The 14,232-nt window shown below is 61.3% G+C and carries 19 protein-coding genes; 2 read left to right on the top strand and 17 right to left on the bottom strand.

What is annotated here, in order from left to right; translation table 11 throughout:
• Positions 1-24 precede the first annotated feature (24 nt).
• Complete coding sequence (locus tag ACVWYF_RS14390; RefSeq protein WP_457069154.1) at positions 25-1,170, top strand: hypothetical protein; 1,146 nt, start codon at positions 25-27, stop codon at positions 1,168-1,170.
• 7 nt (positions 1,171-1,177) lie between these two features.
• Here ACVWYF_RS14390 and ACVWYF_RS14385 read toward each other — a convergent pair whose 3' ends face one another.
• The 4 genes from ACVWYF_RS14385 to ACVWYF_RS14370 are packed head-to-tail and all read right to left on the bottom strand — an operon-like array spanning position 1,178 to position 3,019.
• Positions 1,178-1,555 carry a VOC family protein gene (locus tag ACVWYF_RS14385; RefSeq protein ID WP_457069152.1) on the bottom strand — a complete coding sequence of 126 codons (378 nt, stop codon included), beginning with the start codon at positions 1,553-1,555 and terminating at the stop codon, positions 1,178-1,180.
• Between the two features lie 5 nt (positions 1,556-1,560).
• Positions 1,561-2,094 (bottom strand): dihydrofolate reductase family protein, encoded by a 534-nt coding sequence (locus ACVWYF_RS14380; RefSeq protein WP_457069150.1) that lies wholly within the window; start codon positions 2,092-2,094, stop codon positions 1,561-1,563.
• A 21-nt stretch (positions 2,095-2,115) separates the two neighbouring features.
• Complete coding sequence (locus ACVWYF_RS14375) at positions 2,116-2,538, bottom strand: VOC family protein (RefSeq protein ID WP_457069148.1); 423 nt, start codon at positions 2,536-2,538, stop codon at positions 2,116-2,118.
• 52 nt (positions 2,539-2,590) lie between these two features.
• On the bottom strand, positions 2,591-3,019 hold the full coding sequence (locus tag ACVWYF_RS14370) for a DoxX family protein (protein ID WP_457069146.1): 429 nt from the start codon (positions 3,017-3,019) through the stop codon (positions 2,591-2,593).
• A gap of 193 nt (positions 3,020-3,212) precedes the next feature.
• Between ACVWYF_RS14370 and ACVWYF_RS14365 the strand changes: the two genes are divergently transcribed.
• A complete protein-coding gene (locus ACVWYF_RS14365) occupies positions 3,213-4,202 on the top strand; it encodes a GlxA family transcriptional regulator (protein ID WP_457069144.1) in 990 nt (329 codons plus the stop codon).
• Between the two features lie 101 nt (positions 4,203-4,303).
• Here the strand turns inward: ACVWYF_RS14365 and ACVWYF_RS14360 are convergent, their stop codons facing one another.
• The 13 genes from ACVWYF_RS14360 to ACVWYF_RS14300 form a co-directional block, all read right to left on the bottom strand.
• Positions 4,304-4,771 carry a hypothetical protein gene (locus ACVWYF_RS14360; protein WP_457069142.1) on the bottom strand — a complete coding sequence of 156 codons (468 nt, stop codon included), beginning with the start codon at positions 4,769-4,771 and terminating at the stop codon, positions 4,304-4,306.
• 528 nt (positions 4,772-5,299) lie between these two features.
• Positions 5,300-5,713: an STAS/SEC14 domain-containing protein gene (locus ACVWYF_RS14355; protein ID WP_457069140.1), complete on the bottom strand. Its 414-nt coding sequence runs from the start codon at positions 5,711-5,713 to the stop codon at positions 5,300-5,302.
• Positions 5,714-5,776: 63 nt separating this feature from the next.
• Positions 5,777-6,196 carry a response regulator gene (locus ACVWYF_RS14350; protein WP_457069138.1) on the bottom strand — a complete coding sequence of 140 codons (420 nt, stop codon included), beginning with the start codon at positions 6,194-6,196 and terminating at the stop codon, positions 5,777-5,779.
• Positions 6,197-6,515: 319 nt separating this feature from the next.
• The gene (locus tag ACVWYF_RS14345) at positions 6,516-6,878 is read right to left on the bottom strand and encodes a glyoxalase superfamily protein (RefSeq protein WP_457069137.1); all 363 of its coding nucleotides are present in this window, start codon (positions 6,876-6,878) and stop codon (positions 6,516-6,518) included.
• Positions 6,879-6,966: 88 nt separating this feature from the next.
• Entirely contained in the window at positions 6,967-7,614 is a 648-nt protein-coding gene (locus tag ACVWYF_RS14340; protein ID WP_457069135.1) for a zinc ribbon domain-containing protein, read from the bottom strand.
• Between the two features lie 152 nt (positions 7,615-7,766).
• A complete protein-coding gene (locus ACVWYF_RS14335) occupies positions 7,767-8,366 on the bottom strand; it encodes a hypothetical protein (protein ID WP_457069133.1) in 600 nt (199 codons plus the stop codon).
• Positions 8,367-8,635: 269 nt separating this feature from the next.
• Positions 8,636-9,325 carry a spondin domain-containing protein gene (locus tag ACVWYF_RS14330; RefSeq protein ID WP_457069131.1) on the bottom strand — a complete coding sequence of 230 codons (690 nt, stop codon included), beginning with the start codon at positions 9,323-9,325 and terminating at the stop codon, positions 8,636-8,638.
• A gap of 23 nt (positions 9,326-9,348) precedes the next feature.
• Entirely contained in the window at positions 9,349-9,957 is a 609-nt protein-coding gene (locus ACVWYF_RS14325; protein WP_457069129.1) for a peroxiredoxin-like family protein, read from the bottom strand.
• Between the two features lie 238 nt (positions 9,958-10,195).
• Positions 10,196-10,849: an NAD-dependent epimerase/dehydratase family protein gene (locus ACVWYF_RS14320; protein ID WP_457069127.1), complete on the bottom strand. Its 654-nt coding sequence runs from the start codon at positions 10,847-10,849 to the stop codon at positions 10,196-10,198.
• Between the two features lie 78 nt (positions 10,850-10,927).
• Entirely contained in the window at positions 10,928-11,245 is a 318-nt protein-coding gene (locus tag ACVWYF_RS14315) for a hypothetical protein (protein ID WP_457069125.1), read from the bottom strand.
• Between the two features lie 11 nt (positions 11,246-11,256).
• The gene (locus tag ACVWYF_RS14310; RefSeq protein WP_457069123.1) at positions 11,257-12,093 is read right to left on the bottom strand and encodes a CvfB family protein; all 837 of its coding nucleotides are present in this window, start codon (positions 12,091-12,093) and stop codon (positions 11,257-11,259) included.
• A gap of 51 nt (positions 12,094-12,144) precedes the next feature.
• A complete protein-coding gene (locus ACVWYF_RS14305; protein WP_457069121.1) occupies positions 12,145-12,849 on the bottom strand; it encodes a DUF4276 family protein in 705 nt (234 codons plus the stop codon).
• Complete coding sequence (locus tag ACVWYF_RS14300; protein ID WP_457069119.1) at positions 12,846-14,075, bottom strand: AAA family ATPase; 1,230 nt, start codon at positions 14,073-14,075, stop codon at positions 12,846-12,848. Before ACVWYF_RS14300 ends, ACVWYF_RS14305 begins: the two co-directional genes overlap by 4 nt.
• Positions 14,076-14,232 lie beyond the last annotated feature (157 nt).

Genomic DNA, 14,232 nt, shown 5'->3' with positions numbered 1-14,232 from the left:
CACATCCCCGCCGGCCCCTGCTGCATGGCTGCTAATCATTCCGAAGAGCCCAAACCACCCGCGCCTGGCCCGCCCACCAAAGAGGAGGTACTGGCCGACCCGCGCTACCAGGAGCTGCTGGCCGGCTACCAGCCGCTGTACAACTCCATCTTTCTGGAAGGCTATGCCCGTCTGCTGGCCGAGCTGCACCGCAACGGCGAGGTATACGAATCGAACCTGGAATACCTGCTGCACCAGCACGACAAGGTGGCCTACAAAGCCCTGTGGATTGTGCAGCACCAGAAGCTGTTCGACCTGGAATGCCAGTGGCGGGCCGAGCTGGTAGAAGTGCCCGGTGCCCGCCTCACCGCCGATTTTGAGGACTGGCACCACTACATTGAGGAGTGCCCGGTGGTATCGCCCATTACGCCGGACGAGCTGGAACTGCTCATCGCCTACCTGGGGCGCCTCGACAGCTCGCGGGACATCGAAACCGGTAACCCGGGCCGCAATTTCTGGATGCAGCGCCGCTACCCGCACATGCGCCCCAACCCCGACGACCCCGACGACGATGCCGACGAGCCCCTCACGGACTTTACCGAGTTCTGGGACCTGCACCAGGGCACGGGCTACCTGCGCGAGCTGTCCGACCCGCGCGGCGAGCGCGAGTTTCGCTACGAAGAAGCCGCCCGGGACGAACACCGTCGCCTCAATCCTTACGTGCCGGCCCCTGAGGACCCGCGCCCCTACGTGCCCACCTACGGCCCGGACCACGACGACATCGTGCGCGACTGGCTCCGGCGCTTCGAGCCCGTTGCCCGGCTGCGCCAGTTCGAAACCAAGCTCCAGCTCGAAGCCTTCGACGCATCGGAGGACCGCCTCGACCTGCCCCTGGCCCTTGAGCGCCTCCAGAATGCCGGCAACTCCGTGCAGATTCCCATCGAAGCGCACGCCGACTGGCGCCAGGCGGTGATTGCGGCCGGCCACCGGCATTACTTCAACCAACTCATCGCCGCGCTGCCGCATGTGTATGAGGACTATAGCCAGCGGGCCAGCCTCGGCATCGGCCTTGCTGCCCCTGACGATGGCCAGTACCGCTACCGCGAGCGTGGCAGCAGCTTTGTCCACCAAGAAGCTCAGATTCGCGAAGGCCGCCGCCTGCTGGGCGAACCCGACGACCTCAACTTTTAGCCCCGCGCTACTTGCGGCCCGCAATTTCCTGCAAGGTCCACGTATTGCCGTCCGGGTCTTTAAAACCGGCGTACTTAATGCTGCCCAGGTCCTGAATGGCCCCCATGGCCACGCCGCGTCCGGCCAGCTCGGCGCGGGCGGCGGCAATGTCGGCCACCACCAGGTGCAGGCCGCGCAGCGAGCCGGCGGGCATCACAATGCCCGCCATGCCTTCGCCCAGCACAATGGAGCAGGCCGAGCCCGGCGGCGTGAGCTGCACCACGCGCACCGTGGCGCTGGGCCGCACGTCGTGGTCGAGCCGGAAGCCGACCTGGTTGGTATAAAAGGCCTTGGCGCGGTCAATATCGGCCACCGGTACGGGGATGAGCTCCAGTTTCAGGTCCATGAAAATCAGGTGGTATTCGGCTTGTAGGTGAGCACCAGCACGCCCGTGCTGGTGGTGTGCGACGATACGAGTTTGAAGTTGGTAGGAGCTTCGGCAAAAAGGCGCTTGCCGCTGCCCAGCACCACCGGGAAAACCATGAGGCGGTATTCGTCAATCAGGCCGTGCTGGCGCAGGCATTCCACCAGCTGGCCGCTGCCGTAGATGAGCAGGTTCTGGCCAGGCTCCTGCTTGAGGCGGGCCACGGCGGCGGGCACGTCGCCCCCAATGATGCTGGCGTTCCACCCGGCGGTTTGCAGGGTGCGCGAGGCCACGTATTTGGGCATGCCGTTCATGCGGTCGGCGCCGGGGGCGTCGGGCATTTGGGGCCAGGCGGCGGCAAAGGCTTCGTAGGTAACGCGGCCCAGCAGTAGGGCATCGCTGGAAGTCATCAGCTCGCTCTGAAATTCGCCCAGCTCGTCGTTAAAATAGGGGGCAGTCCAGGCCGGGTTTTCCATCACGCCATCCAGGGTGAGGTATTCGGCGGCAATTACTTTGCTCATAATGCAGGAATCAGGAGTTGCTTATGCGCCGGCGGCGCGCTGGAAATTGAACAACCACTGGATGCCAAACTGGTCGGTGAGCGAACCGAATTTGCCGCCCCACATCATATCCGCCAGCGGGTCGATGACCTGGCCGCCCTCGCTCAGCCGTGCAAAGGTGGCTTCGATTTCGGCGTCGTTATCGAAGTGCAGGCTCATCCGCACGTTGTTGCCCACGATGAGGGACGCGCCCACCCGGCCGCCATCGGCAGCCATGATGATGAAGCCGTGGGTCGTGAGCGTGCCGTGCATAATCTTATCCTGGGCCTCGGCCGGCATGTGCGCCGCCGCGGGCGAGTCGCCGAACCGCATCAGGTCGAGCTCGCCGCCCAGGCAGCTTTGGTAGAAGGCAAGTACTTCGCGGCAGTTGCCGTTGAAGAAGAGGTAGGGGCTGAAGTGAATCATGGCGTTGGGGAAGTTTAGGGGTTTGGTTGATAGGAAAACAGGATGACCGTTTTTAGATAACGAACGAAGGCGTAGGCTCGAAACCTGCCATTTTATCCACAACAGTGGTGGTCCGGGCCAGGTACTGCTTCCAGAGAAAATAGAGGCCGAACAGCACCGCCAGCATCACCAGCGCCGGAACGGTGCTCCCAAAGCCCAGGCCGGCAAAAGCTACCGAAGCAGCCGCCCCAATGAAGTCGATGGCAAAGCCTGCGAAAGCCCATTCCTTCAGCGTGCGGTACTTGTTCTGGAGCAGCGCCAGCGCGCCCAGGATTTTGGCCGCGCCCGTGATGGTCATGACGTAGAGTGGGTAGCCGAGCTGGCGCATGGCTTCCTGGCCGTTTTTCTCCAGCAGGAGGCCGGCCACGCCGTCGGCCAGCATCATCAGGCAGAAGAGCAGAGTGAGCGTCCAATAGAAGCGGGCGGTGGTGCGATTTTTCATGGTAAGCTGTTCTGGAGGGTGGAAAATGTGTTTGGAGTGCCGGGTGTCGGCGTGAGAAAATAGTTGCGCTGCTAAAAAATATAGCGTCTAACATGTTTAGCAAAGGTATTAGCAAAATTGACCGGGGCAAGGGGGCGATTCCGCCTAATTAGGGGGCTGAATGCGGCAGGAAATGCGCTACATTTGGGCTACTATGAAACACGTTTCTATTCTGGTGCCGGCCGGCGACGCGGTAGTGGGCAGCATCGAAGGGCCGCACAAGGTGCTGAGCCAGGTAAATGAATTGCTAACCAGCATGGGCCAGCCGCCCGCTTTCCAGATTGAGTTGGTGGGCCTCACCAAAAATCGGACGTTCAACCGGGGCCTGTTCACGCTGCATGCCCACCGCACCATTGCCGAGGACTTTCGCACCGACCTCATCATCATTCCCGCGCCGCACGGCGATTTGGCCGAAGCCGTGGCCCTCAATCAAGCCTTTCTGCCCTGGATAGTGCGCCAGCACGCCGCCGGAGCCGAGGTGGCCAGCCTGTGCCTGGGCGCGTTCATCCTGGCCGCCACCGGGCTGATGGATGGCCGGCAGTGCGCCACGCACTGGCTGGGGGCCGCGCAGTTTGCGGCCATGTACCCAGCCGTGCATCTGGTGGCCGAGCAAGTGATAACCGACGAGCACGGCCTCTACAGCAGCGGCGGGGCCTATTCCTACCTCAACCTGGTGCTGTACTTGGTAGAGAAACTGGTGAGCCGCGACCTGGCCGTGTGCTGCGCCAAGGTGTTTCAGATTGATATTGGCCGGCGCAGTCAGTCGCCGTTCGTCATTTTCCGGGGGCAGAAGGACCACGACGACGAGCCCGTCAAAAAGGCGCAGGATTTTATTGAGCAGCACTTTGCCGCCAAACTGGCCGTAGACGACCTGGCCGCCCAAAGCTGCTTGAGCCGCCGCAACTTCGAGCGCCGCTTTAAAAAAGCCACCCGCAACACCGTGGCCGAATACGTGCAGCGCGTGAAAATCGAAGCCGCCAAAATGAGCCTCGAAACATCGCAGGACAACGTGAGTGAAGTCATGTACTCGGTGGGCTACTCCGATACCAAGGCCTTCCGCACGCTGTTTAAGCGCATCACCGGCGTGTCGCCGCTGGCTTACCGCGACCGGTACAGCCGCAAAGCCCTGCCGTTGGCCGCGTAAACCACCGTGCCCCCAGCACGCGACTCGGCCCCTGATAGCCAGTGCTATCAGGGGCCGGAACATGATGAAGGGCGGCGTTGCCGGCCCCTGAACCGGGCGAGCTAGCGGGATACGGCGGCCACTACTTCCGGCGATTTGGCCGGCGTCAGCTCGCGCACCGAAATGGTGGTTTGGTCCTTGGACTGCACGTCCACGCTGTAGCGGTACCGCTCGCGGCCCACGCGCAGCAGCACGGCATACTGGCCGGCGGGCACCCCGCCAAAGTTTAGCTTGCTGCCGTAGGCGGCCCGGTGGTTCACTTCATTCACCAGGCAAACGCGGTGGGCCAGGGAAACGACCTGCATCTGCATCCGTTGCTGTGTGGGGTTTTCCACGCTGAGCCACAAGCCCTGGGCATCGCCTTGCTTGGCTGTGACGGACGGAGCGGTCTGGGCCTGGGCAGCACCGGCACCGCCCAGAAGGGCCAGGCCAGCCAACAGCATTACCCGCAGATAAGGTGCCGATGCAAGTCCTTGCGCAGCAGTAGTCTGGATGGTGGAAACGGGGCGGATGTTGAGGGAGGCTTTCATGATTTTTTTACAGAAAAAAGGTGAAATGAAAAAAGTGCGACGTTCTCGGCTGATATAGTACTGGGCGTTGAACAGTACAAATGTATGGTAGGTACTTTGTAAAACAAGGTACTGTTTCAATTAATATACCTTTTGCGCGATACTTATCCGTTTACTTGCTGATTATCAGAGATAAAAATTCTATAAAAAAATTATCTGCTGAAGCAAATGGTGCGTTTGAAGGTATTTTGGCCGGTAGACAGCCGTTTGGGTGAGGCCATTTCGCTGCCTTTGGGCGGCGGTGGCGGCGGCTTCGGCAGGGAGAGCAGCTAGAGGGCACAGCGAAGGGGGAGGGCTGCGATGGGAGCGCATGACTCGGGCCGCGATTAGGATGGGAAAGCTTTCGGGAATGGATACCGCCGTTGCCGGCAGACGTTACAGCCCGGGAAAACTTTTTTTGTGACTGCGGCGGGGCCAAACCGGAGCCAAACAAAAAGGGGCCGGCAAATTGCCGGCCCCTTGCGTGGTCTGTGTAGCGGGTGGTAGCGGCTAGCTCTGCGCCTGCATGCGGTGCAGCCACTCGCGGGCGCTGCTCAGGTTGTCGAATACTTCGGCATGAAAGGCGGTGAGTTGGGCGTAGAAATTGGCCGCCGAGCCATCCGCCAGGGATTCGGGTGTGGATACCATGGCGAAGTATTTGAGGCCGGCCGCAGCGGCGTTGGGAGCCCAGGTATTGATAACCCAATCCATGGAGTGGTCCCAGGGGCCGCGTACGGAGCGGGTGTCGTTGAGTACGCAGCTGAATTTTGACTTGGCCAGGGCAGCCGTGTAAGCTGCCGCGCCCGTCTTGATGCTCTCGGCGGTGAGGTAGCCCATCCAATCCACGAAAATCCAGCGGTTGGCGGCATCCGAGTCGATGGTGAGATAGACGCGGCCGGTGGGACTTTTCAGTTCTTCAATCATATTGTAAAGTAAGGCTAAAAAATAGGCCAGGCCCGTTGCGGCCATTGGCCAGCCCGCAAGTGCTTAGTGGTTGGAAAGTGCCTGAAAGTGCTGTTGGAGCACGGCATCGAGCTTTTCCAGGGTGAGGGGCTTGGTGATGCGGCCAGCAGTTGGCAACTCGTCGAGGCGGGTGAGGTCGCGTGGGGCCATGGAAGTGGTGAGGACCACCACGGTGGTGGCGCACCGCTGGGCCAGGGGCAACTGCTGGTAGGCCTGCAAAAACTCGATGCCGTTCATGACGGGCATCTGAATATCGAGCAGGATGAGGGAAGGGTAGCTGGGCCGGGACGCGGTGCTGGCCCGCTGAATTACGGCCAGGGCTTCCTGCCCGTTTTCGGCCACCAGAATGTGTTCCGTCACGGCCAGCCGCTTGAGCAGCCGCTCGTTCAGGAAATTATTCGTCGGGTCATCATCGACCAACAGCACACTGCTCAACTTCGGCACAAGCTACCCCTACGTAAGGCCGGGTGGCTAAGTTTAGCTGCGGTTCGGCAGCAGCCCTGCAAGGCGGGAGCCTGTGCCCGGCACGCTTTTCACCCGAATGCCGCCGCCCTATTCTCAACGACGCGCTTAACCAAATGCCGGCCCACGCCGATGCTTTCGACGGGGATGTGCCGGTGGCGGAACATCACGAACAGTTTGGTTTGCTCAGTTGCGGTCAGGCCCGGGCCTTTGTCGAGCACTGCCACCGCATCTGCGGAGCGAAGTGGCCGCTAACGCAATAGCTACCAAAGGGATAAACCCTGAATTCCCAACCAGGCCGTTACCGGCGCTCCACGAACGTGAGGCGGTTGTGGAACGGGTCGATAACCGTCATTTCCAGCGCCGTGGGGTCGTAGAACGGTATGTTCAGGCCCGGCTTATTGTGCTTGTACTGCCGGGCCAGCAGCTGCGTGTGGTAGGCGGCGAGGTGCTCAAAATCATCAATAAAGACCCGTGCGCCCGGCGAACTATCGCCGTGGTGCTCGGAAAGGTGCAGGGTTACGTCGCCACGCGTGACTTGCAGGTAGCCAGGGCTGCCCTCCGGTCGATGCTCCCAGTCGATGCGAAAGCCCAGCCAGTCGAGGTAAAACTCCAGGGCCTTGGCGTAGTCGAAAATGCGGAGGATGGGCTTGACGGTAGCCATGGGACTGGGGCGAATGTGTTGAATTTAAGAAGTTTAAAGCACGTCATGCTGAGCGTAGCGCAGCATGACGTGCTACGTATACCCCCGGCTACCCCGCCTTCGTGCCGCAGCCGGGGCAAAACTTCTGCTCAGGCTTCAGCGCCTCGCCGCAGCTGGTGCAGTGGCGGGGCTGGGTCTGGGCGGCGGTGGCGGTGCCGCAGCTGGGGCAGAATTTCTGGCCGGGGGCCAGCTTGGCCTGGCAGTTGGGGCACTGCACCAGCGGGTCGCGGTTCAGGAAATCGAGGTTCTTGGTGTAGTCCTGGGCGCGGGTTTGAGTGCGGATTTGCTCGCGGGTGGCCTGGGCCTGCTGGGCGCGGAGCTCCTCCTGCTCGTCGGGGGCGCAGTCTTCGCAGAGGCCGGCGCTGTGGTTCCAGCAGGCATCGGGGCACACCCAGTGGCCACAGCGGGTGCATTGCTTGAACTGCTGCTTGCCCTCGGCCACGGCTGCTTCCAGGGCGGTGTCGTGGGCCTTGCCGCCCACGGCCTGCTGAATCTGGTAAGCCGCGTTCTCGACCCCGCCCAGCCCGCCAAACAGGCTGCTGGCCGCATTGAGCAGGCTGCCCGCAATGCCCAGCGTATTGGGCTGAAACCGCGACAGGTAGCCGTTGCGGCACTTGTCGCAGTGAAACTTGAACTGGAAGCCTTTGTCCGTGGAAAGGTCGTCGTAGTTGGCTACGAATTGTATCAGAGTGCTCATGAGCAGGCGGCGAAAGTGAGATGCAAATATGGCAATAAGCTCATTATGCGGCCCGCCGCCCACGCCCACGTCAGGCGCTGGCCAAACAAAAAAAGGCCCCGCCAATAGCTGGCAGGGCCTTTTGCAGCGCAATAATTGGTGCGGCTGGAAGTCTAGAACGTGAAGCGCAGGCTCACGGCCGCGTCGTTGTAGAAGCCGGTGTAGCCGTGGAACACCTCGAAAAAGGGCTTATAGTCGACGCCCACCACGAAGGGCAGGTCGGGCAGCTTGTATTCGAGGCCCAGAATCAGGTCGGCCCCGATGGCGAGGTAGGTGGTTTCGTCGTAGTAATAGCCGCCTTTGTTGCCTTTGAAAAAGTACGCGTCGCCGTTACGGCCGTTGTAGTAAAACCGGTCATCGGCGAAGTAGTAGCGGCCCTGGTAGGCCCCGGCGTGGAAGCCCGCGCCGTAGTAAAACTGCAGGCCCTTGGCGTCGGGCACGCCGATGTGCTTCTCGCCGAGGATGGTGAGGCGGCCGCCGTGCGCTTTGTACTCCGTCGTGAGCAGGCCTTCGATGGCCACACCTTTGCCGCTGCCCAAAAAGTGCTTCAGCGTGAGGCCCGACGACCAGCCGCCGCCGCGCAGGCCAATGCCCGTGCTATAGCCCGAACCGCTGCCATTGCCGCCACCGCCACTTTTTTTCTTCGATTGAGCATTGGCCGCCAGGCCGGGCAGCAGCAGGAGCAGGAAAGCAGTAAGACGTAAATAATTCATGAAAAAACCTTGTATGCGAATGATGGAACTTGGACAAAAGTAAGCAGTGGACCGGGAAGTATGCAGCAGCCCGGTGCAGCCCCGGCACAAATAGAAACGAGCAGCCCGCTTAGGCCGCTCGTTTCTGCTTTAGCCCAATGGGGCGGCGGGCACGCCCGCCGCCGGTAGTTCACCTGCTGTTTTCGCTCATGTTGTGCTTCGATATTTTGCCGTCGTGGCTCATTTTGCTCTCAGTTGTCTCACTGTCTTTTAAACGCGAAGGGACCTGATTACTTGATGCGCTCCAGGAGCCAGGTGCCCAGCGGGGGGCCTTCGGGGGCGGGGCCAGTGGCGGGCGGCAGCAGCAGCGGGGCCACTACGCCGGCCGGCAGCGTGGGCTGGTCGGGGGCGGTGAAGGTGGGGCCACTGTCGGTGCCGGCGTCGTAGGCGCGGGCGGGCACCCGGCGCTGAGCCACCCACTGGCCGTTGGCATCAAGCAGATTTTCGTCTTCCAGCGCCGCAAACCAGTCCGGGCTCGGCGCAATCATCGTGACGAGGCTCAGGCGGGGGTGTGCGGCATCCAGCCGAATGGTATCGGCCACCGTGCCCGGCGAGTTGATGACGTGCCCCTCCACCATTCGGAAAGCCGCGCCGCTGCTTAGTAAGGCTGTTATCTCGGCCCGCAGCGCGGTGTTGTTGCCGCGCTCGGCCATGTCCTTGATGCCGGTGCTGGCTGGCTGGCCAGGCCGGAACAAGAGGCCATCGGCCCGGTGTGAAGCCCCGATGACGGCCGAAAAGTGCGCCCCGGCCGGGTAGTTGGCGTGCGTGCCGGCGCTCCAGGTGGCTTCAAAAGTAACGCGATAAAGCGCCGGGCCAATGGCCGGCGCGGGGGGCTGCTCCATCGAATCGGCAGTTTTGGTGCAGGCCGCCAGCCCCAACAAGACAGGCCACAAACCCAGGCGAGGAAGTGAACGAAGCATAGCACGAACGAATAAACGTGGAGTTACAGCGCCTGCGCCACCTGCCGCACACTGGCGCGGTGGCGGTAGTCGGCATCAAAGTAGACGAACTTGATTTTGCCGTCCCGGCCGATGACGTAGGTGGCGGGCACGGGCAGAATATTCTGGTCGAGTGCATTGGCCTTTTTCAGGTCTACGCCGAAGCCAAGATACTTCTGAGCTGTGGCATCGTCCACTACGAAGGCCGTTTTGTAGGCTTTCATAATAACCAAATCCTGGTCATGTACGATGGGAAACGATGCCTTGGTTTTGGCCACCGTCTGGCCGATGTTGGCCGGGGTTTCGGGCGTAACCACCACCACTTGCGCGCCCTTAGCTGTGAGCACCTGCAACGAATCCTGGAGCTGGCTCAACTCCTTGCTGCAGTATGGGCACCACTGCCCGCGATAAAAATACAGCACCACCGGCCCCTTTTTCAGGAGCTGGCGCAGCTCCACGGGCCGCCCGGCGGCATCCTGGCCTTTAAAATCGGGGGCCGTGCTACCCACGGCCAGGGCCGAGGCCGTGAGCGATGGAGCCGGGGCGGTTGTTTGGGCGAGCGCCGGGGCGGCCAGCAGCATCAGCGCGCTGGCGAGGTTGGAAAAAAGCTTCATAGGTATGGAGAATAGTTGCGGGGCCAGACGCTCACCAGCGGCTATCCTTACACTGGGTCGCTGCCTTTTTTCAAAGCGACCTCCTTAATGGAAACATCCAGCGCCTACCTGTCCTCGCCGGAACGGTGCCGCTCCCGGGCCGCTCAGGAAGCCGCAAGCCTCATTAGCTGCTGGCGAAGCTTTCTACGGCATGGCGCACGGAAGGGGGCAGCGCCCGGCTTTGGGCCACCCCCAATGCTCAGGCCAGGGCCAGTTCGTCGGACGAATGCACCCGGGTCCCCCCGCCATCGTCCTCGGCGGCGCGAAGCATGGCGGCGGCCACCGTGGCCCCCGTTACGGGCCGGTACTTCAGCATCGGGCCGCGCAGCAGGGGGCGCAGCAGCCGCAGCACCACGGCTCCCAGGCGCTCGCCCAGGCGGGGCGCGGCCCGCTCGCCCAGCAGCAGCGAGGGCCGAAAAATGTGGATGGCCCGGAAGGGCGTCTGGCGCACGGCGGCTTCCATCTCGCCCTTCACCCGGCTGTAGTAGATGGCGCTGTCGGCATCGGCCCCCATGCTGGACACCACCAGGAGCTGCGCGGCAAAGTTGCTGGCTGCCAGCGCCGCCAGCTGCACCACGTACAGGAAATCAACCTTGAAAAAAGCCTCCTTCGAACCCGCCTGCTTCATGGTGGTGCCCAGGCAGCAAAACACGTCGTCGGCAATGAGCTTGAGGCGCACCTCGTCCAGCCGGTCCAGCTCCGTGACCACCTGCATCAGCTTGGGGTGGATGGTGGGCACGGCCTTGCGCCCCACCACAATCACCTTGGCGTAGCGCTCCGAGGCCAGCAGCAGTGGCAGCAGCTGCGAACCAATGAGGCCCGTGGCCCCGGCGAGTAAAGCGGTTTTTTGCATAGGAATCGGTTTTAAATCCGCTATGCTTACCGCTGCTCTATCGCGAAAGTTGTGGCGAAGAATAGGCAGCCCTTCGATTTATAGAATTTTGTCTTTAAAGGCTGCATCAAGTGGTTTAATCGGCTCTGCTTTCAGCAAATAAGGGCCTTTGTATTCATTCCAGTCATATACAAATAAACCCGCTTCAGCGAAGTCTTGCCAAATTTGTAAGCTGCCTAAATGAGGAAGAGGAATTTCATCAGCAAGGTGCGAATGAGCTGCGTGATGCGCTAGTACTCCTTCTAGGATGAAGCCATAACCTCCGAAGCTGAAGACTCCAATGTTACCCGCCTCTTCAAGTGCGAACCAATCGAATTCCATTCCCCAAAATTCATCCATCAAATCCGCATTATCCATCAGGTTTGATGTTACTTCAGTACTGTCGCTTCCGGTTCCAGCAGCACCAGGCCCTGCCGGAACAAGGCCCCCAGCGCTTTCTTGAATACTTTTTTGCTCATGCCCACGCGGCGGTACACGTCATCGGCCAGGCTCTTGTCGCCCAGCGGCAGGCGGCCGCCGGGCGCGGCCTGGATGGCTTTGAGCAGCGTATCAGTGGCCGATTCTACTTCGCCGTAGCCGTCCTTTTGCAGGCGCACGTCGAGCTTGCCGTCGGCGCGCACCTGGCGCAGGAAGCCGGGCAGGATTTCGCCCAGGCGCAGGGGCCGGAACACTTCGTTGTGAAACAGCAGCCCCTGGTGCGTCCCGTTCACGATGACGGGGTAGCCCAGCTCGGTTTCGTCGGCCACCATGAGGCGCACTTCGTCGCCGGGCTCGCCCCGGAAAGGCTCCTGGCTCAGAAACTGCTTCCACTTGGTGGAGGCCACGAGGCGGTCGCTTTCCTCGTCGAGGTACACGTACACGAACACCCGCTCGCCGGGGCGCAGGTCGCGCCGCTGGTTGCGGAAGGGCAGGAGCAGGTCTTTCTCCAGGCCCCACTCCAGGAACGCGCCGGCCGGGCCGTGGTCCTTCACCGTGAGGCCGGCGTAGGAGTTCACCAGCGTCAGGGGCCGCAGGTTGGTGGCAATGAGGCGGTCCTCCGAGTCGCGGTACACGAACACGCGCACGATGTCGCCCACGCGGGTGCCGGCCTCCACGTACTTTTCGGGCAGCAGCAGGTCGCCGTCGTCGGAGGTGAGGTAGAGGCCGATGCTGGTTTCGCGGGCTACTTCGAGGTCGTTGTAATCGCCGAGGAGGAGGCTGGCCATAGGGTGCAATTTTGAGGGGTGAAGGGGCAAAGGTCGGGCACGAACGACTTTTCAGGCCGCCGGGGCAAATTCGGCGCAATCCAGCCAGCTCATGGTGGTGGCTGCCTGGAGCGCTTGTTTCAAGTGGCACAGCAGCCGGCGCAGGTGGTACGAGGCAGGGGCTACCATCTTGGGGTCGAGCGTTTCCAGAATTTCGAACGAATGCCGGCCTTTGTGGTAACTGCCCTTGGTTTGGTTAGGCCGGGTGGCGTTGGCCAGGGCATCCTCCAGCTGCTTTTTGCCTACTCCTTCCACGTTGACGCGTTTGGGCAGCGCGTTTTCATTGAAGGCTTCGCGGCCGTAGGGGCCTCGGTAGTAGGCGGCCAGCCGGTCTTTGTCGGCCAGAAACCAGGCTTCCATCGTGGGCACCATCAGGTGGGCCTGCTCAGTAGTGGCTTGCGGAGGCTGGGCCAGCCGGTTTTCGGCCCGGCTGGCCAGATGCTGCCAGGCGGGCACGGGCTGGCCGGGGTGGGAGCCGGCGGCTACCGGCTCTTCGCTGTCAACCAGCAGCAGGGCCTTTTCACCAGTGGCGAGGGCCAGGCAGAAATCTTCGTACGCCTGGTTGCCACTGGCACAGGCTTCCACGCGGAAGCTGCGCGGCGGCAGGCCCGCCTTTTCCAGAAAGAGCCGGAATGCCCGCTGGCACTCGATGAGGGCCGCCCGGCTGTCGCGGTTACCGCCTTCCACGTAAATGGTCAGGGTGTTGGGCTTTTTCACCAGCGCGTTCCTCCCAGCTTGCCTTTCGTCCAGAGCTGGCTCAGGCTGTAGCGTTCCAGCCAGCCGCGCAGGTCGGCTTCGTTCAGGCGCGTCATGTGGGTTTGGCCGTCGTGCTTTTCGCACACCACGATATTTTCCGGCACCTGTCCCAGCACGTCTACCAGAATGTCGGAATGCGTGGTAATAATGAGCTGCGTCCGTTCCGAGGCTTGCAGTATCAGTTTGCCCACCGCCACCACGGCATCGGGGTGCAGGCCCAGCTCCGGCTCTTCCAGGCAGATGAGCGGCGGCGGCGTGGGGTGCAGCAGAATGGCCAGCAGGCAGAGGTAGCGCAGGGTGCCATCGGAGAGGCGCGTGGCGGGAATGCTGGTGTTGCCCTCCCGTAGAAATATCTGCGCCGAGCCCCCTTCCACCAGCACATCAAAGTCCTTGATGCCCTCATACAGCTCATTCAGGGCACTAATGAACTGGTCCTTCACCTCCGGGTAGGTGCGCAGCTTGTTCAGCACGAGGCCCAGATTGGAGCCGTCTTCGGCCAGGAAGTCGTTGCGCTCGTCGGTGCGGCGCGGTAGGCGCGGCGTGGAGTTGCGGCCGAATGTCCATTCGCGGTAAAGGCGAATGCGGCGGTATTCCTCTCCTAAGTGGGTTAGGATTGAGTAACTGTGTGGATTTCTGAATTGAAAAAGGCTAGAAGCAGCATAATTAAGTTCAGCCCTTGGAACCTCAATCAATGATTCTTGAGAATTTACTTTAGCAGTACCAGTACCAGTACCCGATTCAAATTCCACTTTAAATTCAGAATCATTATTTAAGTATCTCTTTGATAAAATCAGTTCAGTTACAATCCAGCTATATGGGTCTAATGTAAATACCGTATCTATTTCCATTGAGTGAGTAACGTCGGCTCTGTATTTTAGCCGCGTATCTACAGAAATAATAATATCATAGGCTTCAGGCTTCCCTTTCCAAAGCCAATGGTCGGCTTTCAACTCGGCCCGCAGATTCTCCGCGTCCGGCGCTTTTTTCAGCAACTCCACCGCATCCAGCAAATTCGATTTCCCGCTCCCGTTCGGCCCAATCAGCACGTTCAGCGCCCGCAGTTCCAGCGGGGGCGTGTCGGGGCCGAAGGAGAGGATGTTGCGCAGCGTAATGGAGCGCAGCAGGCGCACATCCGGGGCGGCTGGGACGGGGGTGGCCGGGGTAGGGTCTTGGGTTGGTTCCGCCATTGGAGGATTGGGCTGTCGGTGGTACTGGCAAAACTACGTCGGACGCGGGGGCAAGCCCTAACGGGCCCGACCCCACGCCCTGCTTTGCGCTGTTATTTTTGATTTTTCGCGGAAACAGCGCAACTTTGGAAAGTATTTCTGCGCTGTTTCTGTGCGA

Source organism: Hymenobacter sp. UYAg731 (assembly GCF_054061335.1).
Note: the sequence above shows the minus strand (reverse complement) of the source record. Positions and strands in the feature narration are given on the sequence as shown.